At 61.6% G+C, this 26,039-nt stretch carries 24 protein-coding genes; 16 read left to right on the top strand and 8 right to left on the bottom strand.

The window, feature by feature from the left end; all coding sequences use genetic code 11:
• Window positions 1–4: 4 nt before the first annotated feature.
• The gene (locus ACSSVQ_RS04905) at window positions 5–1,195 is read right to left on the bottom strand and encodes an ATP-binding protein (RefSeq protein ID WP_454181123.1); all 1,191 of its coding nucleotides are present in this window, start codon (window positions 1,193–1,195) and stop codon (window positions 5–7) included.
• Window positions 1,196–1,462: 267 nt separating this feature from the next.
• Here ACSSVQ_RS04905 and ACSSVQ_RS04910 point away from each other — a divergent pair, with 267 nt between their 5' ends.
• Window positions 1,463–2,719: an MFS transporter gene (locus ACSSVQ_RS04910; RefSeq protein ID WP_454181125.1), complete on the top strand. Its 1,257-nt coding sequence runs from the start codon at window positions 1,463–1,465 to the stop codon at window positions 2,717–2,719.
• Window positions 2,716–3,963: an MFS transporter gene (locus tag ACSSVQ_RS04915; protein WP_454181126.1), complete on the top strand. Its 1,248-nt coding sequence runs from the start codon at window positions 2,716–2,718 to the stop codon at window positions 3,961–3,963. Before ACSSVQ_RS04910 ends, ACSSVQ_RS04915 begins: the two co-directional genes overlap by 4 nt.
• A 57-nt stretch (window positions 3,964–4,020) precedes the next feature.
• Here ACSSVQ_RS04915 and ACSSVQ_RS04920 read toward each other — a convergent pair whose 3' ends face one another.
• The gene (locus ACSSVQ_RS04920) at window positions 4,021–4,926 is read right to left on the bottom strand and encodes a crotonase/enoyl-CoA hydratase family protein (RefSeq protein WP_454181128.1); all 906 of its coding nucleotides are present in this window, start codon (window positions 4,924–4,926) and stop codon (window positions 4,021–4,023) included.
• A 261-nt stretch (window positions 4,927–5,187) separates the two neighbouring features.
• On the opposite strand from ACSSVQ_RS04920, the gene ACSSVQ_RS04925 reads away from it, so the two are divergent.
• The 5 genes from ACSSVQ_RS04925 (at window position 5,188) to ACSSVQ_RS04945 (ending at window position 10,578) form a co-directional block, all read left to right on the top strand.
• On the top strand, window positions 5,188–6,750 hold the full coding sequence (locus tag ACSSVQ_RS04925) for an AMP-binding protein (RefSeq protein ID WP_454181130.1): 1,563 nt from the start codon (window positions 5,188–5,190) through the stop codon (window positions 6,748–6,750).
• Between the two features lie 82 nt (window positions 6,751–6,832).
• A complete protein-coding gene (locus ACSSVQ_RS04930; protein WP_293325889.1) occupies window positions 6,833–7,330 on the top strand; it encodes an OmpA family protein in 498 nt (165 codons plus the stop codon).
• A 127-nt stretch (window positions 7,331–7,457) separates the two neighbouring features.
• Entirely contained in the window at window positions 7,458–7,910 is a 453-nt protein-coding gene (locus ACSSVQ_RS04935) for a MaoC family dehydratase (RefSeq protein ID WP_293325892.1), read from the top strand.
• A gap of 127 nt (window positions 7,911–8,037) precedes the next feature.
• Window positions 8,038–8,439 (top strand): peptide-methionine (R)-S-oxide reductase MsrB, encoded by a 402-nt coding sequence (gene msrB / locus ACSSVQ_RS04940; protein ID WP_454181133.1) that lies wholly within the window; start codon window positions 8,038–8,040, stop codon window positions 8,437–8,439.
• A gap of 33 nt (window positions 8,440–8,472) precedes the next feature.
• The gene (locus ACSSVQ_RS04945; protein WP_454181135.1) at window positions 8,473–10,578 is read left to right on the top strand and encodes a S9 family peptidase; all 2,106 of its coding nucleotides are present in this window, start codon (window positions 8,473–8,475) and stop codon (window positions 10,576–10,578) included.
• A 113-nt stretch (window positions 10,579–10,691) separates the two neighbouring features.
• On the opposite strand, the gene ACSSVQ_RS04950 is transcribed toward ACSSVQ_RS04945, so the two are convergent.
• On the bottom strand, window positions 10,692–11,558 hold the full coding sequence (locus ACSSVQ_RS04950; RefSeq protein ID WP_454181137.1) for a TauD/TfdA dioxygenase family protein: 867 nt from the start codon (window positions 11,556–11,558) through the stop codon (window positions 10,692–10,694).
• A 145-nt stretch (window positions 11,559–11,703) separates the two neighbouring features.
• Here ACSSVQ_RS04950 and ACSSVQ_RS04955 point away from each other — a divergent pair, with 145 nt between their 5' ends.
• Entirely contained in the window at window positions 11,704–12,519 is an 816-nt protein-coding gene (locus ACSSVQ_RS04955; RefSeq protein ID WP_454184651.1) for a DNA-binding transcriptional regulator, read from the top strand.
• Here ACSSVQ_RS04955 and ACSSVQ_RS04960 read toward each other — a convergent pair.
• Window positions 12,494–14,470 carry a cellulase family glycosylhydrolase gene (locus ACSSVQ_RS04960; RefSeq protein ID WP_454181138.1) on the bottom strand — a complete coding sequence of 659 codons (1,977 nt, stop codon included), beginning with the start codon at window positions 14,468–14,470 and terminating at the stop codon, window positions 12,494–12,496. The two genes, ACSSVQ_RS04955 and ACSSVQ_RS04960, sit on opposite strands and share 26 nt — an antisense overlap.
• 148 nt (window positions 14,471–14,618) lie before the next feature.
• Between ACSSVQ_RS04960 and ACSSVQ_RS04965 the strand changes: the two genes are divergently transcribed.
• Genes ACSSVQ_RS04965 through ACSSVQ_RS04980 form a run of 4 tightly spaced genes read left to right on the top strand, consistent with a single transcriptional unit; the run spans window position 14,619 to window position 18,196 of the window.
• Window positions 14,619–15,668: a serine hydrolase domain-containing protein gene (locus tag ACSSVQ_RS04965; RefSeq protein WP_454181140.1), complete on the top strand. Its 1,050-nt coding sequence runs from the start codon at window positions 14,619–14,621 to the stop codon at window positions 15,666–15,668.
• 4 nt (window positions 15,669–15,672) lie between these two features.
• Window positions 15,673–15,969 (top strand): hypothetical protein, encoded by a 297-nt coding sequence (locus tag ACSSVQ_RS04970; protein ID WP_454181142.1) that lies wholly within the window; start codon window positions 15,673–15,675, stop codon window positions 15,967–15,969.
• 27 nt (window positions 15,970–15,996) lie between these two features.
• Window positions 15,997–17,241, top strand: a complete 1,245-nt coding sequence (locus ACSSVQ_RS04975) for a serine hydrolase domain-containing protein (RefSeq protein ID WP_454181144.1) — start codon at window positions 15,997–15,999, stop codon at window positions 17,239–17,241.
• Between the two features lie 49 nt (window positions 17,242–17,290).
• Window positions 17,291–18,196, top strand: coding sequence for an EamA family transporter (locus ACSSVQ_RS04980; protein ID WP_454181146.1), 906 nt, complete (start codon window positions 17,291–17,293; stop codon window positions 18,194–18,196).
• A gap of 13 nt (window positions 18,197–18,209) precedes the next feature.
• On the opposite strand, the gene ACSSVQ_RS04985 is transcribed toward ACSSVQ_RS04980, so the two are convergent.
• Both ACSSVQ_RS04985 and ACSSVQ_RS04990 read right to left on the bottom strand, forming a co-directional pair.
• Complete coding sequence (locus tag ACSSVQ_RS04985; protein ID WP_454181147.1) at window positions 18,210–19,079, bottom strand: TauD/TfdA dioxygenase family protein; 870 nt, start codon at window positions 19,077–19,079, stop codon at window positions 18,210–18,212.
• A 76-nt stretch (window positions 19,080–19,155) separates the two neighbouring features.
• Window positions 19,156–19,998, bottom strand: coding sequence for a TauD/TfdA dioxygenase family protein (locus ACSSVQ_RS04990; RefSeq protein WP_339613839.1), 843 nt, complete (start codon window positions 19,996–19,998; stop codon window positions 19,156–19,158).
• Between the two features lie 121 nt (window positions 19,999–20,119).
• Here ACSSVQ_RS04990 and ACSSVQ_RS04995 point away from each other — a divergent pair, with 121 nt between their 5' ends.
• Window positions 20,120–20,812, top strand: a complete 693-nt coding sequence (locus ACSSVQ_RS04995; RefSeq protein WP_293326359.1) for a Crp/Fnr family transcriptional regulator — start codon at window positions 20,120–20,122, stop codon at window positions 20,810–20,812.
• Between the two features lie 56 nt (window positions 20,813–20,868).
• Here the strand turns inward: ACSSVQ_RS04995 and ACSSVQ_RS05000 are convergent, their stop codons facing one another.
• Window positions 20,869–21,867, bottom strand: a complete 999-nt coding sequence (locus tag ACSSVQ_RS05000) for an NAD(P)H-dependent flavin oxidoreductase (protein ID WP_454181150.1) — start codon at window positions 21,865–21,867, stop codon at window positions 20,869–20,871.
• A gap of 205 nt (window positions 21,868–22,072) precedes the next feature.
• Between ACSSVQ_RS05000 and ACSSVQ_RS05005 the strand changes: the two genes are divergently transcribed.
• The 3 genes from ACSSVQ_RS05005 (at window position 22,073) to ACSSVQ_RS05015 (ending at window position 24,824) form a co-directional block, all read left to right on the top strand.
• A complete protein-coding gene (locus ACSSVQ_RS05005) occupies window positions 22,073–22,978 on the top strand; it encodes a LysR family transcriptional regulator (protein ID WP_293326354.1) in 906 nt (301 codons plus the stop codon).
• A gap of 115 nt (window positions 22,979–23,093) precedes the next feature.
• The gene (locus ACSSVQ_RS05010) at window positions 23,094–24,101 is read left to right on the top strand and encodes an NAD(P)H-dependent flavin oxidoreductase (protein ID WP_454181152.1); all 1,008 of its coding nucleotides are present in this window, start codon (window positions 23,094–23,096) and stop codon (window positions 24,099–24,101) included.
• 111 nt (window positions 24,102–24,212) lie between these two features.
• Window positions 24,213–24,824: a glutathione S-transferase family protein gene (locus ACSSVQ_RS05015; RefSeq protein WP_454181154.1), complete on the top strand. Its 612-nt coding sequence runs from the start codon at window positions 24,213–24,215 to the stop codon at window positions 24,822–24,824.
• 185 nt (window positions 24,825–25,009) lie between these two features.
• On the opposite strand, the gene ACSSVQ_RS05020 is transcribed toward ACSSVQ_RS05015, so the two are convergent.
• Window positions 25,010–26,035 carry an SDR family NAD(P)-dependent oxidoreductase gene (locus ACSSVQ_RS05020; RefSeq protein ID WP_454181156.1) on the bottom strand — a complete coding sequence of 342 codons (1,026 nt, stop codon included), beginning with the start codon at window positions 26,033–26,035 and terminating at the stop codon, window positions 25,010–25,012.
• Between the last annotated feature and the right edge of the window lie 4 nt (window positions 26,036–26,039).

A 26,039-nucleotide genomic window follows, 5' to 3' on the forward strand; every position in this document is an offset into this window, starting at 1 on the left:
CGCATCAGGCGACTTCCGTGATTTGTCGGTCGGGTGCCGGCGGCACGAGGCGCGCGGGCGGCAGGCAAACACAGACGGTTGTCCCCATGCCGATTTCGCTTTCCAGGCATAAAACGCCGTCATGCGCCTCCGCCATCGCCTTGGCGAGCGGCAGACCGAGACCCGTCCCCGCCCTTGTCCGCGTGAAAGAGTTTTCCACCTGCTCAAAGGGCTCAAGTACCTTTTGCAGCTTGTCCGCGGGAATACCGATCCCCGTATCGTGCACGGCAATCCGCATGCCGCCATCTCCGGCGACTTCCGCGACAACCGAAATAGTCCCCTGCGGCGGCGTGAACTTCACCGCGTTCGAAACGAGATTGACCAGAATGCGCCGGATTTGCTGCTCGTCCGCAAAGAGCGTGGGCAGGTCTTCCGCGATCTGCGTGGAAATCGTCAGCCCGCTTTCCGTGATCGAGGGTCGCAGCATGCGGACCACCTCATCCACGATCTCCGGGACGACGATCTCGGTTTCGTTCAATTCCGACCGCCCCGCTTCGATCTTCGCCATGTCGAGAAGCTCGTTGATCATGCCGAGAAGATGGATGCCGGAATTGTGGATATCCGCGACATATTCCTGGTATCGCGAGGGCTGCATCTCTCCATAAAGCTCCATGCGGATCAGATCCGCGAAGCCGATGATCGCGTTGAGCGGCGTACGCAGTTCATGGCTCATGGTCGCCAGAAATTTCGTTTTGCTCTGATTGGCCGCCTCCGCGCGCTGCCGCTGGCGTTCCAGGTCCTGTGCGCGGCGCTCGGTCAGTCCCGCCATCACACGCATCAGCGTCGCCGCCGCGCCGAGACCGAAATAGGTTCCGTTCTCGGTAACGATATAGCCCTGCAGCGGCGAAGAGAGCCCCGATCCGAAGAGCCGGGCATTGATCTGTTCGCAGCTCTCGGACGCATCGACGACAAGGGGATAACGGTTCATCAGCGATGAAATCGGGCGGCGCCCGTAGATCTCGCGTCCGTACAGGCGAACATAGACCAGCAGGAAGTCCTGACGGCTCACCATCCCGACCGGGCGACCGTCGTTCACCACGGGCACGTTCAGCAGCGACCCGCTCGCCATGAACCGGTCGAAGACTTCCTGACATGTCGTCCGGGACGAAAACGGCGCTACCCTCTCGGCAAGATCCCGCGCTATCGGAATTTGCATTATCTCACTCGCTACAGCCCACCCGGCGCACCCGATCCCTTCACCGGCGCGCTATGGCGACAAAGAATGGGAGCAACCCTTTAACGGACCTTGAAAAAGCGCGGACGGAAATCGGTCATCACAAATAATTCGCATAACCGACATGCTGGACGCTTCGGACCGGATCGCGTCTTATGAACGCATAGGAATCAGAGCGATCAGGGGGAAACAATGGACAGACCAGAGCCATACAGGCGTCCAGGCCGGCATTCGGGCGCCTGATCCGTCATGGAAACGCCATCCGGGGCGGCTCCCCTTCCCACCGAAACAAGCCGCAAGCAGCGTCTGCGCCTCTACCTTTCGGGCCAGGCGAGCTGGTATGTGAGCCTCGGCATTCAGTTCGTGATCTTCCCCTTTCTGGTGACGCAGGTGCTGGACGAGCCGGCCTATCGCGTCGGCCTTGCCCAGATGTCGCTGATGGCCCCCGCCATCCTCTTCATGCTGCTGGGCGGGTCGATGGCGGACAGGTCCGACGCCCGCACCATTCTGATCCGCGTTCACGCTTTTGCGGCCCTGCCGCCGATCCTGCTCGCCATTCTGCTGCTCTATGGCGAACTCAGCTACGGGGCCCTGATCGCCTATGCGCTCGCGATGGGGACGCTCGGCGCCTTTGCCCTGCCAGCGCGCGATTCCGCCCTGACCCGCGTCGCCGAAACCGGCATCCAGCAGGCGGTGACGCTTGCCATGGGCGCGCAGATGATCTCGCAGCTTGTCGGCATGCTGATCGCCGCGACCGCCGCCTACACCGGCACGCATGTGCTGCTTTTCTTCCAGGCCACGGTGATGATCGCGGGCGGTATCGCAAGCTGGCGGCTGGCGCCGCTGCCGCCGTCCCATGCCCCCGGCACGGACGGCCCTCTTGCGCAGATTCTGGACGGATTGAAGGTGTCGCGCCGCGAACCGATCGTCATTACCGTGATCGGTGCCATGTTCGCCGTCGGTATCTTCTATGTCGGCAGCTTTCTGGTGGTGTTGCCGCTGATGATCCGCGACGTCTATCATTCCACGCCCGATGAGTTCACGGTCCGCTTCGCTCTCGTCAATATCTGCTTCTGGGGCGGAACCATCGCGGCCACTCTGGTGCTGCTTCGCGCCGGCCATATCGAGCGGCGCGGACGCATCATGATCGCTTCACTCATATCCGGTGCCGTCGTGCTTGCCCTGCTGGGTCTCTCGCTTCCGTTCTGGGCCTTGTGCATCCTGATCTTCATCTGGGGCACAGGCGCCGGCACCACCATGACGATGGGCCGGACCATCGTGCAGCTTGCAGCGCCCGACAGCCATCGCGCCCGCGTACTCGCCCTCTATCAGCTCGGATTTTCCGGCGGCGCACCGGTCGGCTCCTTCTGCATGGGCTATCTCGTCGGCACGATGGGCATTCACACCGCTACACTCGTTCCGGCGCTGATCGTCGCGCTCATTCTCGCCGGCCTGGTCCGCTTCTCGCCCCTCTGGGCCTATCGGGACGAAGAGCAGATGTTATGACTTCAGCGAACGGCTCTCCACGGCAGCACAATCTCGACCATCGCTGGTACATGGTCGGCATATGGAGCTATTTCACGGCCATGGGCATTCAGGGCGTGCTCTACCCCTGGATCGTCGCCTTCGTGCTGGACGAACCCTCCAGCCGCGTCGGCATTGCGCAGATGCTTTCCATGTTGCCTATGCTTCTCTTGAGCCTGTTCGGCGGCGCGGCGGCGGATCGGGTGGAACTACGGACCCATCTGATGCGGCTCCAGTTCATCGGCGTCCTTCCGCCGCTGGCGCTTGCCGGTTTGATGATGTCGGGCTTCCTGACCTACGAAATCGCGATCCTCTATGCGCTGAGCGCCTCGGCGCTTGGTGGCTTCATCATGCCCGCGCGCGACTCGATGCTGTCGCGCGTCGCCATGAAGAGCCTTGGCGGCAATATTCAGCGCGCGGTCGCCATGGCGATCGGGGGACAATTCCTCGGTCAGGTCGTCGGCTTCCTCATCGGCGGCCCGGCGGAATATATCGGCGCCGTTCCGCTACTGATCGCCCAGAGCGGATTTCTCGTCATCGCTGCGCTTTCCACCTCGCAGCTTTCTCCCGCCCCGCCGACCAAGCGCGAGGGCGCGCGGCGCTCTCCCCTTCAGGATGTGAAGGAAGGACTTGCCGCGATCTGGGCCGACGACCGCGTACGGCCCGTGCTCGTCTTCATGTTCTTTTCCGGCATTCTGTTCATGGGCGTGTTTCTGGTCGTCTTTCCGATCCTCATTCGCGACGTCTATCACGGCAGTTCGCGCGAGGTCGGTTTCGTGATGATGAGTTTTTTCGGCGGGATCGGTATTTCCTCGCTCTCGCTGAGCCGAATGCGGCCTATCCGGCGGCAGGGGCGCGCCATCATGCTCGCCATGTGCACGGGCTCCACCGTGATGATCCTTATCCATTTCCACCCGCCAGTCTGGGGAGTTTACCTGCTGGCGCTAGCCTGGGGATTAGCTGCGGGCATCTCGATGAGCCAGTCGCGCGCCGTGGTGCAGGAGGCGGCGTCGGACGCCATGCGCGCGCGCATGCTGGCCGGCTTCTCGCTCGGCACGATGGGCGGCGGACCGCTGGGTTCATTCCTGATGGGATATGTGATCGCCGCGATCGGACCGCTCGACGCAGTGCTGGTGCCCGTCTCGCTGATGATCCTGCTCTGGCTCTCGATCTTCTTCTTCACGCCGCTCTGGCGGATGGAAGCAGCCAGAGCCGGGGACTACTGACGGGAGCAGCAAAGAGCTAAGGGAGCGGACATAACCGCCCGCTCCCTCGTTTTTCGATCAGCTGTATTTGCGCTCGTCCCACCAGGGGAAGAAGGACGGCATGTCCTCCGAAACCTTGTTGGGATATTTGGCCGGGCGCTTTTCGAGGAATGACATCACGCCTTCCTTCGCATCTTCCTGCGCGCCGCGCGCATAGATGGCGCGGCTGTCGACCTTATGGGCTTCCATCGGATGGTCGGCTCCCAGCATCCGCCACATCATCTGGCGTGTCAGCGCAATCGACACCGGCGCGGTGTTGTCGACGATCTCGCGCGCCATTTCATAGGCGGCGGGCAGCAACTCGTCAGCCTTGTAGAGCTTCTTCACCAGACCACCCTCAAGCGCTTCCTGCGCCGGGAAGACACGGCCCGAATAGGTCCATTCCAGCGCCTGGCTGATGCCCACAAGGCGCGGCAGGAACCAACTCGAACAGGCTTCCGGCACGATCCCGCGGCGGGCGAAGACGAAGCCGAAACGCGCATCTTCCGAGGCCAGGCGAACGTCCATGGCGAGCTGCATGGTGACACCGATACCGACCGCCGGGCCGTTCACGGCAGCGATCACGGGCTTCAGGCATTCGAAAATCCGCAGCGTCACGCGACCGCCGCCGTCCCGCACCGCCGGGTTGCTCCAGTCGATGCTGCCATCGGCATTGCGGGGGTCTCCCGCCTTGTCCGGACGGTCTTCGCGTTCGGCATAATCGAAGGTCTTGGCACCTGCGGACAAGTCGGCGCCGGCGCAGAAAGCACGGCCCTCGCCCGTCACCACGATGGCGCGCACGTCGTCATCGGCATCCGCCCTGTCGAAGGCGTCGATGAGTTCCTGCATCATTTCGCCGGTAAAGGCGTTGAGCTTGTCGGGACGGTTGAGAGTGATGGTGAGGATATTGTCCTTCACCTCGTATTTGATCGTCTCATAGGCCATTCATGGTCCTCCCTGTATGTGGCTTTTGCCGAATTCTTTTTCTGGTGTGGCCCTGTCGGGGAGAGTGTCCCCAGTGCCGCAACGTCAATTGCGCGAAATACCGCGCCGGAAGTTGACGCAAGCCTCATCTTGCTGTGTCTTTCCCTGCAGCAATTGAAGCCATGTGAAAAACATGGCCACTTATAACAACGCATGGTCGCAAAAGCGACGGCAAGGCGGTCTGATTTATGCCCGTCCGGCGCCCTTGGGAGACGATACCGAATGCACCCCTATATCCACGCCCAGAACAATCCCGACAAGCCCGCCTATATCATGGCTGGATCGGGAGAGACCGTTACCTACAAGCAGCTCGACGAGCGCTCCAACCAGCTTGCGCATCTGATACGCCGGGCGGGCCTGAAGAGCGGCGATGCCATTGCCATCTTCATGGAAAACAATGCGCGCTATTTCGAGCTTTGCTGGGCGGCGCAGCGCTCGGGCCTCTATTTTACCTGCATTTCCTCGCGGCTGACGGCCAGCGAAGTCGCCTATATCATCAATGATTGCGGGGCGAAGCTCTTCTTCACGTCCAAGGAGAAGGAAACCGTCGCCAAGGAAGTCCTCGATGAGAAGATGGCGCCGGGCCTGACCGGCTCCTACATGGTGAACGGCACCGCGCCGGGCTTCGACAGCCTGGAGACGGCGGCAAAACAAATGCCGACCGACCCCATTCCCGACCAGACGTCGGGCACCGACATGCTCTATTCCTCCGGCACGACCGGCCGCCCGAAGGGTATTCGCGTTCCGCTGCCCGGCACGCCGATCGACGAAGCGAATTCTCTCATCGCGCTGGTGCAGTTCCTCTACGGCTTCGACGAGAACATGACCTATCTCTCGCCGGCCCCGCTTTATCATGCCGCGCCGCTGCGCTACTGCATGGCGGTGAACCGCGTCGGCGGCACCATCATCGTGATGGAGCATTTCGATCCGGAAGAATCGCTGAAGCTCATCGAAAAATACAAGGCGACGCACAGCCAGTGGGTGCCCACCATGTTCGTCCGGATGCTGAAAATGCCGGAGGAGGTGCGCAAGAAATACGACGTGTCGTCTCTGCAGGTTGCCATCCATGCCGCGGCGCCCTGCCCGATCCCCGTCAAGGAAGAGATGATCAACTGGTGGGGACCGGTGATTTACGAATATTACGCTGGCTCGGAAGGCAATGGCTTCTGCGCGCTCAACTCCGAGGAGTGGCTGGCGCATAAGGGCTCGGTCGGCAAACCCCTGATGGGTAAACTGCATATCTGCGGCGAGGACGGCGAGGAATTGCCGCCCGGCGAACCCGGCACGATCTACTTTGCGCCCGAGGACGAGAACAGTCCGGTCTTTGAATATTACAACGATCCGGAGAAGACGAAGGACAGCCGCCATCCGACCAGGAACTGGACGACGCTGGGCGATGTCGGCCGCGTGGATGAGGATGGTTACCTCTACCTCACCGACCGCAAGGCCTTCATGATCATTTCCGGCGGTGTGAACATTTATCCCCAAGAAGCCGAAAACCTTCTCATCACACACCCCAAGGTGGCCGATGTGGCCGTGATCGGGGTGCCCAACGAGGATTTCGGCGAAGAGGTTAAAGCTATCGTACAGCCCCAGGACTGGAACGATGCGGGGCCGGCCCTTGAGGCGGAATTGATCGACTTCTGCAAAGAGCATCTTTCAGCGATCAAATGCCCGCGTTCCGTCGACTTCGAGGAAGAACTGCCGCGTCATCCCACCGGCAAGCTCTACAAGCGCCTCATTCGCGACCGCTATTGGGGCAATCGCGACAGCAAGATCGTCTGAGCCTAATCGCCCAACCAGCCCGGCCGGTGTGCTACGCTCCGGCCGGGAATCATGGTGGAAATTCCGTGAGAAAGGTTGGGCAATGTCCGGAACGAAGACAGGACGAAAGCATTTCGGTTTTCTGGCAGCCACGGCGCTTGTGGCCGCCCTTTTCGCCTTTGGCGGCGCGGCCCCATCGGCGCATGCCAATGAGGTCACCTTTTCCGGCACCAAATGCCGGAACCTCAATGGCGCCGGCGGCAAGTTCAAGAAAGACTATTACGTCTATTTCGAAACCAATTCGAGCCGCGTAGACCCGAAATATCACGACGATCTCAAGCATATCTACGAGTTCGCCAAGGGCCAGCATGCGGGGCAGATCTGCCTTTTCGGCAAGTCCAGCAAGACGGGCGATGCGAAATCCAATGCTGCGCTGGGGCGCAAGCGTGCCCGCAAGGTGGCCGCCATTTTCGAGAAATTCGGCTGGCCGCGTAAGGACCTCACGATCGAGACCGAGGGCGAAGCCTGGGGCTGGCTCCAGGACACGCTGACCTGGGATGCGCCGGAGGACCGCCGGGTCCGTATCCGCCTCTCCCGCTAGGAGTTGCCATTTTTAAGGATTTGGCACCGGCGGGCAGCGCGGCTAAATTGCGCCCCGACATCCATTCAGGCCGGGCACCCAGCGTCGCGGCCCCAATCCAGATATTCACATCGCGGGAGAATCTCAGATGCGCGTTTTCGATACCGTCGCCGACTATGTGGCCGAAAAAGGCAATGAAATCGGCGTCAGCGACTGGGTGACGATCGACCAGGACCGGATCAACCTGTTCGCCGATGCCACGGACGACCACCAGTGGATCCATATCGATCCGGAGCGGACCCAGAAAGAACTCGGCATGCCGACCATCGCGCATGGCTACCTCACGCTGTCCCTGCTCCCCTATCTGATGGGTCAGATTTCCGGCGTGAAAAGCGCCACTCGCGGCATCAATTACGGCTCCAACTCGGTGCGCTTTACCAACATGGTGCCGGTGAATTCCCGTGTGCGCGCCCGTGTGACGCTGAAGGACGCCTCGCCGAAGGCCGGCGGCACGCAGGTCATCAATGAAGTGACCATGGAGATCGAAGGCCAGGAGCGCCCGGCCATGATCGCGGAAACGATTTCGCTGATCTTCGAATAAGATACGGCTACGCGCCTCGTCATTTGCCGGCGCGCCCTGCCCTCTTCCCCACTAGGGGTGGAAGCGGCGGGGCGCGCCGCTTATCTTTCGGGCAGCCGATCCGTTTCACAAGGGAAGGAACTGGCCCATGTCCGACAAGGCTGAAAAGAGCGAGGCCGAATGGAAGGCAGAGCTGACGCCCGAGCAATATCACGTAACCCGCGAACAGGGCACGGAACGCCCCTTTTCCGGCCCTTGGTGGGACGAGAAACGGGCGGGCTCCTATTCCTGCATCTGCTGCGGCGCGCCCCTGTTCCGGTCCGAAACCAAGTTTGAAAGCGGATCGGGCTGGCCGAGCTTTTTCGCCCCGATCGACGCGGAGGCCGTGGGTATCACCGAGGACCGCTCGCATGGCATGGTGCGGACCGAGGCCCATTGCGCCAAATGCCAGGCGCATCTCGGCCATATCTTCCCCGACGGCCCCCCTCCCACGGGCCTGCGCTTCTGCATGAACGGCACCTCGCTCGACTTCACACCGGACGACGAGTGATCCGCTTCCAAAAGTGAGCCCCAAGTGAATTCGATGAAACTGACACCTCCCGCCGACGCGCCACGTGCGCGCAAGGTCGCTGCGACCGACACCCATCACGGGATCACGCGCACCGACAACTACGCCTGGCTGCGCGACGAAAACTGGCGCGATGTCATGCGCGATCCGACCGTGCTGGATAAGGATATCCGCAGCTATCTTGAAGCGGAGAACGCCTACACCGACAAGGCACTGGAGCCATTGGCGGACCTTCGCGAAACGCTCTTCAACGAGATGAAAGGCCGCATCAAGGAGGACGACAGCTCCGTTCCCTCACCCGACGGGCCTTACGCCTATTACACGCGCTATGAGGAAGGGTCGCAGCACCCGATCTTCTGCCGCCGCCCGCGCGATGCGGAAAACGGCGAGGCAGAAGAAATCATCCTGAACGGCAATGTCGAAGCGGAGGGCGAAGCCTATTTCAAGCTGGGCGACGTTGCTCATTCGCCGGTGCATCGCCTAGTCGCCTGGTCGGCGGACCGCAAGGGCTCGGAATATTTCACCATTCGCCTGCGCGACCTAGAAACCGGCAAGGACCTTGCCGATGAGGTTCCGGACAGTTCGGGCGGCGTAGTCTGGGACGCTACCGGCACGAGCTTTTTCTACACCCAAGTGGATGACGAACATCGCCCGCTGAAAGTGTTCCGGCATGTGGTGGGCACCTCCGCGCAGGCCGATACGCTTGTCTATGAGGAAAAAGACCCGAGCTTCTTTGCCGGTGTCGGCGAGACGCAGAGCCGCAAATACATTGTCATCGACACGCATGACCATCAGACGAGCGAAATCCACCTTATCCCCGCCGATGCGCCCGAGCTTTCCCCGCGCCTTGTCGCGGCCCGCGAGGAGGGCGTCGAATATGATCTCGAGCATGACGCGGAACGGCAGCGCTTTCTGATCCTGACCAATGCGGAAGGCGCGGAAGATTTCAAGGTGATGGAAGCGCCGGAAGCAACGCCGGAGCGCGAGCACTGGAAGGATTTTATCCCGCACAAGCCCGGTACGCTGCTGCTCGGCCATGTCGCCTTCCGCAACCATTATGCCCGCATGGAACGCCAGGGCGGCCTGCCGCGTATCGCCATCCGCCGTCTGCGTGACGATGCGGAGCATGAGATCGCCTTTGCCGAAGAGGCCTACGACCTCTCGCTCGGCGCCGGCTACGAATATGACACGTCGCGGATGCGCTTTTCCTATTCCTCCATGACGACCCCGGCCGAAGTCTTCGATTACGACATGGAGACGCGGGAGCGCACCCTGAGGAAGCGTCAGGAAGTCCCTTCGGGCCACAATCCCGCTGACTATGTGACGCGACGCATCTTTGCGACGGCGCCCGATGGCACCGAGGTGCCGGTCTCCATTCTCCATCACAAAGGGACACCCATCGACGGCAGCGCGCCCTGCCTGCTCTACGGTTACGGGTCCTACGGTATTTCCATCCCGGCGAGCTTTTCGATCGCGGCGCTGTCGCTTGTCGATCGTGGTTTCGTCTATGCCATCGCGCATATTCGCGGCGGCAAGGACAAAGGCTATCGCTGGTACACGGACGGCAAACTCTTCAACAAGAAGAACACCTTCACCGACTTCATCGCGGCGGGCGAGCATCTGGTGGCGGAGAACTTTACCTCACGCGGCAACATCGTCGCGCAGGGCGGCAGCGCAGGCGGCATGCTGATGGGCGCCGTTGCCAATATGGCGCCCGACCTCTTCAAGGGCATCATCGCGGAAGTGCCTTTCGTCGACGTGCTGGCGACGATCCTCGACGCATCGCTGCCGCTGACGCCGCCGGAATGGAACGAATGGGGCAATCCCATCGAGAGCAAGGAGGCCTATGAGTACATGGCTTCCTACAGCCCTTACGACAATGCGCGCGCGCAGGCCTATCCGCATCTCTTTGCGCTGGGTGGCCTCACCGATCCGCGTGTCACCTATTGGGAACCCGCAAAATGGGTCGCAAAGCTCCGTGAATTGAAGACCGACGACAATGCACTGTTGCTCCATATCAACATGGATTCCGGCCATGGCGGCGCATCGGGGCGTTTCGAGCGATTGAAAGAGGTTGCCCGCGTCTTCGCCTTTGCGCTGGCGGTGACGGAGCGGGCGTGAAAATAAAAAAATAAAAGAGGCGGGCTCCTCCCCCTGAGCCCGCCTCATATGCGCCACTTCTTTTTAGTTCTTCTTCCGGGGCGCTTCCTCCGTCTCATTTCAGCGCAGCCTTATCACCTCGGCCTGTCGCCGATAATCGTCACGCGCTCCATCCGGCGCACGGCCGGCCAGTAATCCGACACGGCGTAGTGCTGGCAGGCCCGATTGTCCCAAAAAGCGATCGAGTTCTTCTCCCAGCGAAACCGGCACTGATATTCCGGGATCGCGGCCTGCGCATAGAGATGCTGCAGGAGCCTGTCGGATTCCCCGCGTTCCATACCGACAATATATTGCGTGAAGGCTGCATTGACGTAGAGCCCTCGGCGGCCCGTTTCCGGATGGGTCCGTACGACCGGATGCTCCACTTCCGGATATTTCCGGTTCATCTCCTCGATCTCTTCCGCGGTCTTGCCGCGCTTGGCCATCAGCTTGCGGAAATGCGCAAAGTCATGCACCGCAACCTTGCCCTCGACCTTCTCCTTCACCTCGTCGGACAATCCCTCATAGGCCGCATAGGAATCGGAGAACAGCGTATCGCCGCCCACCGGCGGCACTTCTATGGCGCGCAGGATAGAGCCGAGAGACGGGCATTCACGCCAGGTCACATCGCTGTGCCATTTGTTCTCGCGCCCCTTGCTGTCCCGGTCATGGGTGATGGCAAGCACCTCCGGATATCCCTCCTTGTGGGGCGCGAAGGGATGCACCTCCAGCTCGCCGAATTGCCGCGCAAAGGCCAGATGCTCTTGCGTGGAGATATCCTGGTCGCGGAAAAACAGGACCTTGTACTCCAGCAAGGCCTCGCGCAGCGCGGCCAGCGTGCCTTCGCCGGGGATGGTGGAGAGGTCGATCCCCTGCACCTCCGCCCCGATTGTCGGTGTCAGCGGCTCCAGCACGATCCCTCTATCCATGCTCGAAACCGGCTTTTCCAAAACCTCCGGCATATCACTCCTCCCGTTGCGGCCCCTCGGGACCGCCTCCTCCTGTTCCCTCGGCCGGAAGGGTAAGCCCGCCGCGGACATAAATGCTTCATCGGGTTTTTGAGATTTCGCGTAACGGAATTAGAATGGCCTCAGGAGGATCAAGGCCCTGACCGAAAAAAATGCATCATCGGGCGTCCAGCCCGTCATTCGCAGCCTGCGCATCCTGGAAGCGCTGAACCGCCGCGGCTCCGCCTCTCTCGCCGTCCTGCATGAGGCGACGGGGCTGCCCAAACCCACCCTGGTGCGCCTTCTCGATACGCTGATCGAAGGGGGCTATGTGGTGCGCCTGCCCAGACGGGGCGGCTATCAGGTGGCGGAGCGCGTCTTGCGGTTATCAGGCGGGTATCGCCATCGCGAGCGCGTGGTGGATGCGGCGCGTCCCTTCCTCTCCGCGCTGACGGCTCAATACAAATGGTCGTTCGGTATCGCCACACTCGATCGCAATGCCATGCGCATGCGTTATTCGACGCGGCAGCAAAGCCCTTTCGATACCGATCCGGACTATACGAACCGCCGGTTGCCGATGCTCATTTCCGCATTGGGCCGCGCCTATATCTCCTTCTGCCCGGAGGAGGAGCGCGAGATGCTGCTCGGCATGCTGCGAGCGAGCAAGAGCCCGGCCAATGCGCCCGCGCGCGACGAGGGACATGTCGCCGAAATCATCCGCAGGACGCGGGAAAAAGGCTATGCCACAACAGCACCATTGCCCGGCGACCCTGCCATGGGCATGTCGGTGCCCGTGATGGACGGCGAGAATGTGATGGCCTGCATCACCATGCGCTATATCAACTCCGCCATCAGCGAGCAGGAGGCGGTAAAGCGCTACCTTCCCGCCCTTCAGCGGGCCGCTCGCGCCATCGCGGCAGCACTTGCCGAAGAAGAGCCTGACCTGCCGCCTATGAAGCTTTCGAACGGAGTGTAAGCGCGGCGTGGCCGCCGCCTGTTGCGCGCAACCGTACGAGTTGGGCGGCTTCGTCGATTTCCGCCTCGCAGGCTTCCGTCTCGATGTCGTATCCGTTCGGAAACTGGAGCTTCGGCACGAAAACCTCTGCCCGGCCTTCGCCCTCCGGATCGTAGACGAAGCGGAAGCGGCCCTTGTGGCGACGGAATTCGGTCTTTAGCGGACGGCCTTCCACACTGCGGGCATAGGGCCGAACAAAGCCTTTCAGCGCCCGCCCACCGCTATTGATGTCGCTTTCGTCCACCCGCTGATCGACGCTGTAGATGGAGAGGTCTTCCTGGTTCCATCCATCGCCGATTGCCTGGTCATTGCGGTTTGAGGCCGTGTAGTTCCATTGTGTGGAATTGATGAGCAGCGTGTCTATGGCGTTGTACATCAGGTCAAGCGCCGTCACATGCTTCTCCCATGGCGCATCGGTGCGGTCGCCCGCCTCCCATGCCTTGTAGGCTGCGGCCTCGTCGAGGTCGTAGGGAATGCCGAACTCGCCCAGCAGGAAGGGTGCGCCAGTGCCGCCATTCAGCGTTTCGGATGCCTTTTTCAATCTCCCGAGCTGGCGCGTATAGGCGCTCTCGATTTCTTCCGGCCCATCGAGTTCGCGCCCGGTGAACGGGTTTACCCAGACCGGATAGTTGAATGTCTTTGTGCTAAGCGTCACCACATCGTACCAGTGGCTCGCATTCACCGTGCGGTCCGGTGTGTCTTCCGGAAAGCCGTGTTTTGCGCCGCCCGCCGGGTCGAGTTCCGCAAACAGCAGCCAGTCATTATTGATGGCCCGCATGGCCTTCGCGACGCGGGCGAAGAACGGCCCCATGAAGTCGCGGTCCATGTTCCAGTCGCGCCCGTGATGCGCCGCGAAGAAATTTTCGTTGAGTACCGCTGCCTCCCCGCCCTGCAGGCGATAGGCGCCCGCGGCCTCGAAAGGGCACAGCGCATCGGGCCGCCAGATCGACACACCGTCCGGGTTCACCCGCTGATCGGCTTTCTTGACCGTTTTGCGTTGCTCCCAATCGACGCCCATTTCGGGGATCATGCGCGGCAAGCCCCGCGCCACGGCAAGGCCGTCGATTACCGACCAGGCGAGACCCGGCCGGGCGGGCGCAGGGTTTTGCTGGCTCGGTCCGGTGTGGCGATAGCTCATCAGCTGGCCTACCCAGCCCGAGCCCGGCTCGTTCAGGGTATCGAAGCCGATGACATTGGGCAGGTCTCTCACCCGGGCGGCGACGGCTTCCATCGCGCCGATATAGTGGCCCTGCAAATACTCTTGGGCACTTTGTCCGTCGATCTCGAAATCCGGGCAGAAAGTGGAGCCTGCAAAGAAGAGCGTCCACATGATCGCATTGGCTGGATACCGGTAGTTACTCGACCATGTCATGGTCGGGTAGTTCTCTTCCTGCCGTCCGCCCCGCGCGAAATCATATTTGTGCTGCATCACATGCGCGGCACCGGCGGCGTGAAATTTCGAGAAATCGAGCCCCACCGCCTCAAAGGTCCAGCCCGGCGCCCCGTCGCCGCCTGTCATGCGGCTCCACACGTCCTGGTGGAAATCGACGAAGACATAGAGACCATAATCGTCGGCCATGCGGCAAAGCGTGGCGAAATAGTCGAGATAGGCCTCGTCATATTTGCCGGGGCCTTCATGTTCGACCGCTTCCCATGTCGTGAGAAGGCGCAGGCAGTTGAAGCCCCAGGCCTTCAGCCGCGAGAAATGTTCTTCCGCCTCGCTCAGGGGAAAGGGCCGTCCGACAAAGGACACGGTGCGATGGTCGGAAAAGTCCGTGGGGATGTGGGTCCGCTGATCCGGCGCATAGGGCATCTTGCAGTCCCCACCAAGATTGACGCCACGCAGGATATGCCGGCGCCCCTCCGCGTCGCGGAACCATTCGCCCTCGATCGACAGTCGCGGCAAAGCCATTGCATCCTCCCTCAAACATGCGATTTCTTCGCAGCATAACCTTCCTTTTGCAGCTCTGCCCAGAACAGACGCCGAAATCGGTCAAGACATTTGCAACGGCGCGCCTGTCGGGGCACGATCTCGCATCCTTGAAGACCGAAAGACGAAGATGACCGATCAAGCGCTCCCCGCCCTGCCCCTTCAGAGCCCCGACACGCCATGGCCAACCGAGGCATGGCCGGAGGGAGACCTGCCGAGGGGCATGGACAGGGCCCGATTCGATGCGCTTATGGACCATGCCTTCCAGGTGGAGGCCCCGGCGGATATGGGCGAAACCCATGCCGCGGTCATCATTCAGCATGGCCGTCTCATTCACGAGTGCTACTGGACCGGTTTCGACAAGGATACGACCTGCCCCTCATGGTCGATGGCGAAAAGCATCACCCAGGCGCTGGTCGGCATTCTCACCGCCGACGGCAAAATCGACATTCAGGCCCCTGCCTGGGCGCCGGAATGGACCAGCGACGACCCGCGCCGGGCGATCACGCTCGACCTGCTGCTGCGCATGTCGAGCGGGCTGCGCTTTCGCGAAGATTATGAGCCGGAAAACCCGTCCGATGTGATCGAGATGCTGTGGGGCGAGGGCAAGGACGATACAGGGCATTTCGCGGCGTCCTTCCCGCTCGACCATGAGCCGGGCAGCTTCTGGTCCTATTCCAGCGGCACCACCAACATCGTCGCCCGCGCCGCCGCGCAGGCGGCGGATGCCTGGGGCGGAGATTTCGAACATTTCATGCGCGAGCGCCTGTTCAATCCGCTTGGCATGCGCAGCGCCAGCCCGAAATTCGATGCAAAGGGCTCCTTTATCGGATCTTCCTTCTGCTTTTGTACGCCGCGCGATTTCGCACGCTTCGGCCTTCTCTATCTCCGCGACGGCATGTGGGAAGGAAAGCGCATCCTGCCGCCGGGCTGGGTGGACTATGCCCGCACCAAGACCTGGCAGCAGCCGAACGATGAAGGCCCCTATGGCGCCCATTGGTGGCTGGACATGGCGGGACCGGGAAGTTTCTCGGCCAATGGCTATGAGGGGCAATATACGGTCGTCGTACCGGAGCTCGACATGGTGGTTGTGCGAAACGGCAAGACTCCGGGCGAGCAGAAGCTTGGGCCGCGCCAGTGGATTGCCGATATCGTCGATTGCTTCAGGCAGGTCGGGTAATCCCATGGGCGAAGTCGTCAGATTTCCGGGCGATCTCATCACCGAACACGACAAGCGCCGCCTGATGGATGCCGCCGAGGCCAGCCCGTTCGACCTTTCGTTCCGGAACAATGAAAATGACGAGCCGGTGCCGTATCTCACGCGCTGCGGCGAGATGCGCCCGCAATGGCGGCTGCGCAAGGCGGGCTGCAGCTGGGAGGCCGTGGTGCTGACGGGGGACGAGGCCGGTCAGGTCGGAGGGCGCGGCCGGAACGCGGAAGAATTGTTGCGGGCGCTCATGGCGCCGCGCATGCAGGACTAAGAAAATCGAACCGGGGGAGGAAACCCAATGAACATCTTGCAGCAGCTCATGGCGCGGCCCGTCGATGTCGGCCTCGATGCGGACCGGCTTTCCGCCATCCCGAATTTCTTCGGCTCTTATGTCGATCGCGGGAAGCTCGCAGGCGTTTCCACCCTCATCGCGAGGGACGGCCGGATCGCCCATTTCGAAACCGTCGGGATGCGCGACACCGCGCGCGGGTTGCCGCTCGAACAGGATACGATCTTTCGCATCTATTCCATGACCAAGCCGATCACTTCGCTCGCGCTGATGATGCTCTATGAGGAGGGGCGCTTTCAGCTCAACCATGAAGTGTCGCGCTATATCCCCGAATTCAAGGATTTGCGGGTCTGGGATGGCGGCACGCCCGAAAGCTACGAGACCAAGCCTTGCGCGCGGGCAATGACGATCCGCGACCTTCTCACCCATACTTCCGGCCTTACCTACGACTTCATGTATGCCCATCCCGTGGATTCCATGTACCGCAAGGCGGGTATCGGCGGCGCGCGCACCCAGGGCCTGACACTGAAGGGGATGGTTGAGCGGCTCGCGGAAATCCCGCTGCTCTTTTCGCCCGGCGGGCACTGGAACTATTCCGTTTCGACCGATGTCTGCGGCTATCTCATCGAAGTCCTGTCTGGACAGTCTCTCGACCAGTTTCTCGCCTCGCGCATTTTCGTGCCGCTCGGCATGGACGATACCGGCTTCAGCGTACCGGCAGATAAGGCGCATCGCCTTGCCACCAATTACGAGAAGGATCCGAAAACGCGGGAGGTCCGCGTCTGCGACATGGGGGACGAGACGAGTTCCTATGTGCAGCCCAATTCCTTCCTGTCTGGCGGCGGCGGGCTCGTCTCCACGCAGATGGACTATTTCCGCTTCTGCCAGATGGTGCTTAATGGCGGCGAGCTCGACGGCACGCGGCTTGTCAGCCGCAAGACGCTCGACCTCATGACGATAAACAACCTGCCCGACGGCAAGACGATGAAGGACATGGACAATTCCGCCTTCTCCGAAACGGGTGTGGACGGACAGGGGTTCGGTCTCGGCTTTTCGGTGCTGCTGGATCAGGCCGCCGCGCAGACGACCGGATCGCCCGGCATCTATAGCTGGGGCGGCGCGGCTTCGACCTATTTCTGGATCGACCCTGCGGAAAACCTGATCGCCATTCTGATGACGCAGCTCATGCCGAGCCGCGCCTATCCGCTCCGGCCGCAATTCCAGCAGCTCGTCTATGGCGCGATTTCGGATTGAGCGGCCGAGCCGGGACAAAAGCCCAACACTGATGTAAGAGATCGGGATCATGCCGCTCTGGATCCCGATCACCATCGCCGCCGCCTTTCTGCAGAACATGCGCTCGACGCTGCAAAAGCAGTTGTCCGGCGCCATGTCCGCCTATGGCGCGACCTATGTGCGTTTTTCTTTCGGGTTGCCGGTGGCCGCGCTCTATCTGGCGGGCATTCTGTGGTTCACAGGCGCATCCCTGCCCATGCCCAATATGGCAACGATGGCCTATGCGGCTGTCGGCGGCCTCGCGCAAATCGTGGCGACCGTGCTGCTGGTGGCGCTTTTCGCCTATCGCAATTTCGCCGTCGGCACAGCCTATTCCAAAACCGAGACCGTGCAGACGGCGATTTTCGGCATCGTGGTACTGGGCGATCACCTGACGGTCGGTGCCTCGCTTGCCATTCTGGTGAGCCTGTTTGGCGTGCTGATGATCTCCATGGCCAAAAGCGATCTTCCGCTCGTGCGTTTCTGGCGTTCGCTGGGGGAGAAACCTGCACTGATGGGGATCGCCTCAGGCGCGCTATACGGTATATCGGCGGTTTCCTATCGCGCGGGTGCGCTGTCGCTCGGGCTTGAGGGCTTCGTCCTGCCGGCGGCCTTCATGCTTTTAGTGGTTCTGGCCATTCAAACGGCCACGATGACGGTCTGGCTCTGGATCTACCGAAGAAACGATCTCAAGGCCGCTTTCCGCCTCTGGCCGCAAAGCGCCGCCGTCGGCCTTGTCGGTGCGCTCGGCTCCATCGGCTGGTTCAGCGCCATGACGCTGCAAAACGCGGCTTATGTCCGCGCGCTCGGCCAGATCGAGCTGGTCTTCACCTTCATCACCTCGCACATCGTCTTTCGCGAGAAGACGTCGCGGCTCGAATTCCTCGGCATCGTGCTGGTGGTCGGCGGACTGCTTCTGCTCGTGCTGGGACGCTAGACGCCCACCGCACCTAAACCGGGCGGTCGCCTGCGAAGGTCGTGCGATACATCAGGCGCCGATAGCCATCATAGCCGCCTTCGGCGAAATGCTGGACGCAGCGATTGTCCCACATGAGCACCATGTCGGTTTCCCAGTCGTGACGATACAGGAACTCTTCCTGAATGCAGCGCGCGCATAGCGTTCCCAGGAGCTTCTTTCCCTCTTCCTCCGGCAGCGCGTCGATGCCGACCGTGTAGACCGGATTGACGAAGAGCGATTTGCGGCCCGTTTCGGGATGCGTGCGTACGACGGGATGGAGCTGGCGTTCCATCGCTTCGTCGGAGGGAACGATCTTCAGGCTGCGCTTTTCTTTCTCATTGGCATAGAAGCCATGCTTGGAGTAAGGCAGCTCCGCGCTGTGTATACCCATCAGTCCGGCGATACGCTCTTTCATATCCTCGTCGAGGCTGTCATAGGCGCGGCGGCAATCGGCGAAGAAGGTTCGTCCTCCCTTGGGTGGCACTTCGCGCGACAGGAGAACGGTGCCCGCCGGCGGTGCGACCTGAAACGAATAGTCGGAATGCCAGCCCGCGCCGAAATTGGACGATGTCTCATCCGCCTCGCGCAGCAATTCCAGAATATTGGGATGCCCCTTTACCGGCTCGATGAAGTCGGTCTTGCCCCAGTCGCCCATGTAGAGCGTGAAGCGCTCCAGCTCTTCGAGGCTCAGCGGCTGGCCGGGAAACCAGACCACGGCATGTTGCAGCCAGGCTTCGCGGATATCGTGGATGGTCTCGGCGTCGAGCGGCTGACGCAGATCGACGCCGGTGATCTCGGCCCCAAATCCGTCCGTGTTCGGATGAACAACGACTTTGCCGGTCAGCTCCACCTGTTGCGACATGGCTTCCTCCCTGTCCCAATGCGCATATTCGCGCTTTGGACGGAGTGTGCCATGCCGCAGGCAGGGGCGAAAGAAATCAGTTAAGTGCGCAGCCGCCGATCGTGATGCGGTGCATCAAACGCTTTTCGCCGTGATAATCGTTGACCGCATAATGCCAGGTGCAGCGATTGTCCCAGAAAGCGATGGAACCGGGTTCCCATTCGAAACGGCAGGTATATTCGGGCCGCGCCGCATGGCGGTAGAGGTAAGCCAGCAGCCCTTCACTCTCCTCGCGCGTCCAGCCCTCGAAATGCATGGTGAAGGCCGGATTGACGTAAAGCGCCTTGCGGCCGGTTTCGGGATGCGCCAGCACGACCGGGTGTACGGCGCTGCCGACGAGGCTCTCTCCCTTGAAGCCGCCCGCCTGGTCGGAGTTCTTGTAGAACCCCGCCGCGCCGAACGCCATTTCATTGGAATGGACCGCGCGAAGCCCCTCCAGCGTCTTCTTCATACCGTCGGACAACCCGTCATAGGCGGCATACATATTGGCAAAAAGCGTATCGCCGCCTTCCTCGGGCAGTTCGCGCGCAACGAGGATGGAGCCCATCGCAGGCGCCTGATCGTAGGAATGGTCGGTGTGCCAGCCACCGCCGATATTGGTCTTCTGCTCCTTCTCCTTCCGAACTTCGGCGATCTCCGGATATTTGCCGTTGGCGGGGAAGAATTTGTTGATGTCGATTTCGCCCCAGCGCTGCGCGAAGGCGATGTGCTCCTCCGGCGTGATGTTCTGGTCGCGGAAAAAGATCACGCCATGCTCGAAATAGAGCCGTCGGATGTCTTCCATCTCGCTATTGGAGAGGCGGGCGAGGTCCACGCCATGGATTTCCAGCCCGCAGCCTGCCGAAACCTTCTTCATTTGAAGGGTTGCGCTCGTCGTCATGTATTCCTCCCGCGACTTCTGTGCCGCTCCTCCCGGATTCCCGGCTTTTCCCATTGCCATGATGATAGACGCCCGCAAGAATGGTATTGTTACAAAGGTAACAATATGACATTCCTCAGGCATGCCCCTTTCCAAGGCCGATATCTCGAAAATTCTGGCGCCCGATCCCTGGTTCTCGCGCCAGCCTGAGAACCTGCGCGCCGCGCTGGTTGCCGAGGCGCAGGAGGTTCGTGCCGGTGCGGGCCACTGGATTTACGACGCGGGCGAAAGCGCGAGCGGGCTCTACGGCACGCTTTCAGGGTCCATTGCCATGCATATCGGGCTCGAGAACGAAGAACCCGCGCTGGTCAGTATTATCGGACCCGGCCATATCTTCGGCTATACGGGCCGCTTTCTTGGCGGGCGGCGGATTGCGACCGCCGTGGCGCGCGAGCCCACCACCCTGCTCTATCTGCCCGAACGCGGGCTTGAGGCCATTGCGCAAAAAATGCCGGACCTCTGGGTCAGGCTTGCGGAGCTTTCCAGTTTTCATGTGGTTGCGGGCTTCCGACTTGCGGTCGCGAATACGCGCCCGGCGACACAACGCCTCGCCATCCATTTGCGATTGCTTGCCACGCAGTTCAGCCCCTCGCCCCATCTGCCGGTCACACAGGACGAACTGTCGGAAATGACGGGCCTGTCCCGCAAAACGGTGAACCGTGCGCTGGCGGGTTTCGAGAAGGACGGTCTTCTGGCTACCGGCTACAAGAGCCTGGAGATACTCGACCCGGCCCGGCTGGCAGCAACGGGACGGCGCAAGGGCGATCGCGACTGAGACGAAAAAAGGCGCGTTCGGAGAACGCGCCTTCATCTTGCTCGATTGTCCGCGTCTTACTCGGCGGCCTGCGCGCCCGAAAGACCCGCCATGCGGTTGAGGCGGGTACGAATGATGTCTTCGGCTTCCGAAACCATCCGCGATACCAGCTCCTGACAGGACGGAATGTCGTGGATAAGGCCCTGCACCATGCCAGCCGACCAGATGCCGTAGTCCGGATCACCCTCTTCATAGACCTTACGGCCACGAGCACCGGCGACGAGATGGGCAATGTCCTCGATCTTGGCGCCGCCCTTCTTCTCAATGCCGACCACTTCCTGGCTCACAGCATTCTTGGCCACGCGGGCGGTGTTGTGGAGCGTGCGGAAGATGAGATCGGTCTGGCGCTCGTCATTGGCGACGATCTGTTCCTTCACCTTCTGGTGGATGGCGCTTTCCTTGGTGCACATGAAGCGCGTGCCCATGTTGACGCCTTCCGCGCCCAGCGCAAGCGCGGCCACGAGGCCGCGCGCATCGCCGAAGCCGCCCGAGGCGATCATCGGGATCTTCACCTTGTCGGCGGCCGCCGGAATGAGGATCAGGCCCGGAATATCGTCTTCACCCGGATGGCCGGCGCATTCGAATCCATCGATCGAGATCGCGTCGACTCCCATGCGTTCAGCCGACAGCGCATGACGGACGGCGGTACATTTATGGATGACCTTAATGCCGTGTTCCTTGAAATGGTCCACATGCTCCTGCGGCTTGTAGCCCGCGGTCTCCACGATCTGCACGCCGGAGTCGATGATCGCCTGTCGGTATTCCGCATAAGGAGGCGGTGTCAGCGCCGGCAGGATGGTGAGGTTTACGCCGAAGGGCTTGTCGGTGAGCGACTTGCACTTCTCGATCTCCTTGCGCAGATCGTCGGGCGTGGGCTGCGTCAGCGCGGTGATGAAGCCCAGCGCGCCGGCATTGGCGACGGCTGCCACCAGTTCCGCCCGACCGACCCATTGCATACCGCCCTGCACGATCGGCGCTTCGACGCCGAACGTCTCGGTGAATCTTGTCTTGATCACGTGTCTCTCCCTGAAGGACTGATCGTTTTTTTGAGCCACTCTCCCGGGGCTCGTATTTTCGATCTCTCTTTCTAGCAGAAGACGATCCGGATTTGCAGATGGCAAATCTCAGAAAACCCAATGGGCTCAAGCCTCTAAGGCCTTGAAAACGCGGGGGAAAGGTGTCGGGTTGCCTATTCGGGATTAATCGATGATATGTTCAGGTATGAACAACGATGCCAGCTGGGACGCCTATAGGATCTTTCTCGCCGTGGCGGAGACGCAAAGTCTTTCCGCCGCCGGACGGCGTTTGCGCCTCAGCCACGCCACCGTGGGCCGCCACATCTCGGCGCTCGAAACGCAGCTCGGCACGAAGCTTTTCGTGCGCGAACAGACCGGCTATGCGCTCACCGGCGCGGGCGAACGGCTGCGCGCGGAAGTGGAGCCGATGGCGCTGGCCGCCGAGCGCGCGCTCCATGCCGCCAACAGCGCGGATGGCGAGGCGCAGGGGCTCGTCCGGGTCGCCATGCCGCACAGCCTCGCCTGCTACTGGTTCATGCCCTATCTCGGCGAACTCGCAGAGCGGCATCCCGGTGTCGAAATCGAACTGGTGAACGAAATTGGGCATGTCTCGGTCAAACGGCGCGACGCCGACGTCGTGATCCGTCCCTATGGGCCTGGCCGCGAGAATGTGGTCGGCCGCAAGATCGGCCGGATCGGTGTCGGCTTTTATGCCAGCAAGGCCTATGCGGAAACGCATGGCCTGCCTTCGCGCCGCGAGGAATGGCAGGACCACCGTATCGTTTCCTTCGGCGGCGTTGCGGCAGAAGTGGAGCTTGCCAAATGGCTTGCCCATGTCACCGAGGGCGGGAAGACCGCGCTGCGCTGCGTGGCGGACGCCGATCTCGTGCAGGCGGTTCGCGCCGGTATCGGCATATCGACGCTCGTCTGCATCACCGGCGACCATTATGACGACCTGGTGCGTATCGCGCCGCACAAGCTGGCCAACGGGACGGATATGTGGCTGCTTGCCCATCCCGACCTGCGCGACACTGCGCCCGTGCGCGCCGTCCTCGATTTCATTGCCGAGAAGGCAAAGGTCGACAGAGACCGTCTTTCAGGCAAAAGCTGACGCTGCGGCATTCCCTCTGTTCAAAAACTGACCGCCACCTCTTCATCTAAGAACATGCACGGGAAGAAAATCCGGTCCATAGTCTCCTCCAACAAATTCACATGCGGAGGAAAACATGGCCCTGCCCGATAGTCTCAAAGGCCGGCTGGAACTGCCGGTGATCGGTTCGCCGCTCTTTATCGTTTCCGGTCCCGAACTCGTCATCGCCCAGTGCAAGGCGGGAATCGTGGGCTCATTTCCCGCGCTCAATGCGCGCCCGGCCCATGTGCTGGAAGAATGGCTCATCCGTATCAAGAACGAACTGGCCGAATATCAGGCTGCCAATCCGGACAAGAAGGTCGCGCCTTTCGCGGTGAACCAGATCTGTCATGCCTCGAACGATCGCCTCGAACACGACATGGAAATGTGCGTGAAGCACGAAGTGCCGATCATCATCACGTCGCTCCGCCCGCCGGAAGAAGTGGTAAAGGGCGCGCATTCCTATGGCGGCAAGGTCTTCCACGACGTCATCAACGTAAAACATGCGAAGAAGGCCGCCGAACAGGGCGTCGACGGGCTCATCCTCGTCTGCGCCGGCGCCGGCGGCCATGCGGGCACGCTCTCGCCGTTTGCGCTCGTTCGTGAAGTGAAGCAGTGGTTCGACGGCACGGTGATCCTGTCGGGCGCCATGTCCGACGGCTGGAGCATCGCCGGCGCGCTCGCCATGGGTGCGGACCTTGCCTATCTCGGCACGCGCTTCGTCGCCACGCAGGAAGCGAATGCGGATGCCGCCTACAAACAGAACCTCATCGAGCACAGCGCCGAGGACATCGTTTATTCGAACCTCTTTACCGGCGTGCACGGCAACTATCTTGCGCCCTCCATCGCCGCCGCAGGGCTCGATCCCAACAATCTGCCCGAAGCCGACAAGTCGAAAATGAATTTCGGCTCCGGCGGCAATATGAAGCAGAAGGCCTGGAAGGACATCTGGGGTTCCGGCCAGGGCATCGGCCAGATCAAGGATGCGCCCCCTGTTGGCGAGCTCATCGACCGGTTGAAGAGCGAATATGTGCAGGCCTGCCGCGAATTCGCCGAGCGCATGCCGGCGGAAGCGCTTCAGGGTCTGAAGGCTGCGGCTGAGTAATTGTAACGGCCTGAAGAAATGTGGCCCCGGCCTTACCAGCCGGGGCTTCTTTTTGTGCTGACCGCCTCGAATGTTCCTGATATGTACTCACTCCTGTCAAGGGAGCCATTCATGTCGGAAGAACTGATTTTCTACACAAACCCCATGTCTCGCGGGCGCATCACGCGCTGGATGCTGGAAGAAGTCGGCGCGCCTTATCGCACCGAAATTCTCGACTACGGCACCACGATGAAAGACGCCGACTATCTGGCCATCAACCCGATGGGCAAGGTGCCTGCCATCAAGCATGGCGACAAGGTCGTGACGGAATGCGCGGCGATATGCGCCTATCTCGCCGATGCCTTTCCCGAAGCGGGGCTTGCCCCCGCCCCGCAGGATCGGGCGGACTATTATCGTTGGCTGTTCTTTGCCGCGGGCCCGGTGGAAGCCGTGCTTGCGGATGCCTCCCTCGGCGTCAAGCCCACCGCCGATCAGGAGCGCATGGTCGGCTATGGCAGCCTGGCTGCGGTGAGCGACGCTCTCGAAAGAGCCGTGAAGGGCAAGCGCTACATTGCCGGCGACCGCTTCTCGGCGGCCGATGTCTATGTCGCCTTCCAGATAGACTGGGCAATGCATAGCGGCGTGTTCGAGAAACGGCAGGCCTTTATCGATTATTGCACCCACCTCAATGAAAGGCCCGCCTGCAGGCGAGTGGCGGAAATCGACGGTCCCGTTCCTTCCTGATACGGATGAAAAGGGGCCCGGACCGGTGCCGAGCCCCTTTTCGTCACACCACATAGGGACCGAGGCCGAACACGGCGAGCGTGAAGAGATAGGTCCAGAGGATAGCGACGGCCATCAGATAAACGATCTCTTCGGCTTTTCTGAAGGGGTTCATTTCCTTCTCTCCATTGCCATGGGTTGCGCGGTCACGCGGTGGCCGCGTTTTTTCGCGAGGCAGCGAGCGCCTTGACCTGCGGATGCTTGATGCAACCGAGTTCGGTCAGGCTGTCGCGCAAGGCGGTTTCGACGGGCGTGCGGGGTTCTTCACCGAGAAAGGCGACAAGCTTCGCGTTGTTGAGACGGAGGGGACGCTGCCAGAGGTAGCGCATCTCCAGCATCTCGCGGAACATCTCCACAAAGGGCGAAGCAAGACGGATCGCCCACCAAGGGAGGCCGCGGATGGGGAGCTTTTCATTGCCCGCCGCGCGGCGCGTTGCATGCGCCAGATCGATCCCGCGCTCGAACCAGAAGCCTTCGAAATGGAACCGCTCGAAGGGCGCCAGATCGTCCCTGCGCTCGACGAGCTGCGCAAAGGTCTCGCCAAGGTCGGGCAGATAGGCCCAGTCATGGCCGGCATCGGGCTTTCCGGGATAAACGATGCGGCGAAGCTTCCTGCCCGGCTTCACGACCGCAGCGGCGAACCAGTTGCTTCCGGAGAGTCCGCCGAGAAAATCGCCCGCGCGGATGATCAATACCCGGGTGCCCTCCTGCGCCGCCTCGCGCAGCCGGTTTTCCATCTGCACGCGGATGCGGCCCTTGCGGGTTTTCGGGTTCTGCGGCGCCTCCTCCGCAATGAACGCCCCGGCATCGGGACCGAAATTATAGACAGTGCCCGGAAAAGCGATCATTGCGCCGCTCGCCTTCGCCGCGGCGATGGTGCTTTCGAGCATGGGGAGCGCCAGCCCCTTCCAGTTGCGGTAGCCGGGTGGGTTCGCCCCGTGAAAGATGAGATCGACGCCCTGTGCCGCGGCGATCACATCGGCGGGGTTCATGGCGTCGCCCTTCACCCATTCGACGGGCCCGAGCGCGGCATGGGCCTTGGCTGCGGCTTTCGGCTTGCGGTTGAGAGCGCGGATCGTCCAGCCGCGCGCGGCCAGCGCCCTGGTAACGGCGCCGCCGATACCGCCGGTGGCGCCGATGATGAGGGCTGTCTTCTGAGATTTATCGGTCATGGGG

The sequence above is a fragment of the Parvibaculum sp. MBR-TMA-1.3b-4.2 genome (genome assembly GCF_053628815.1).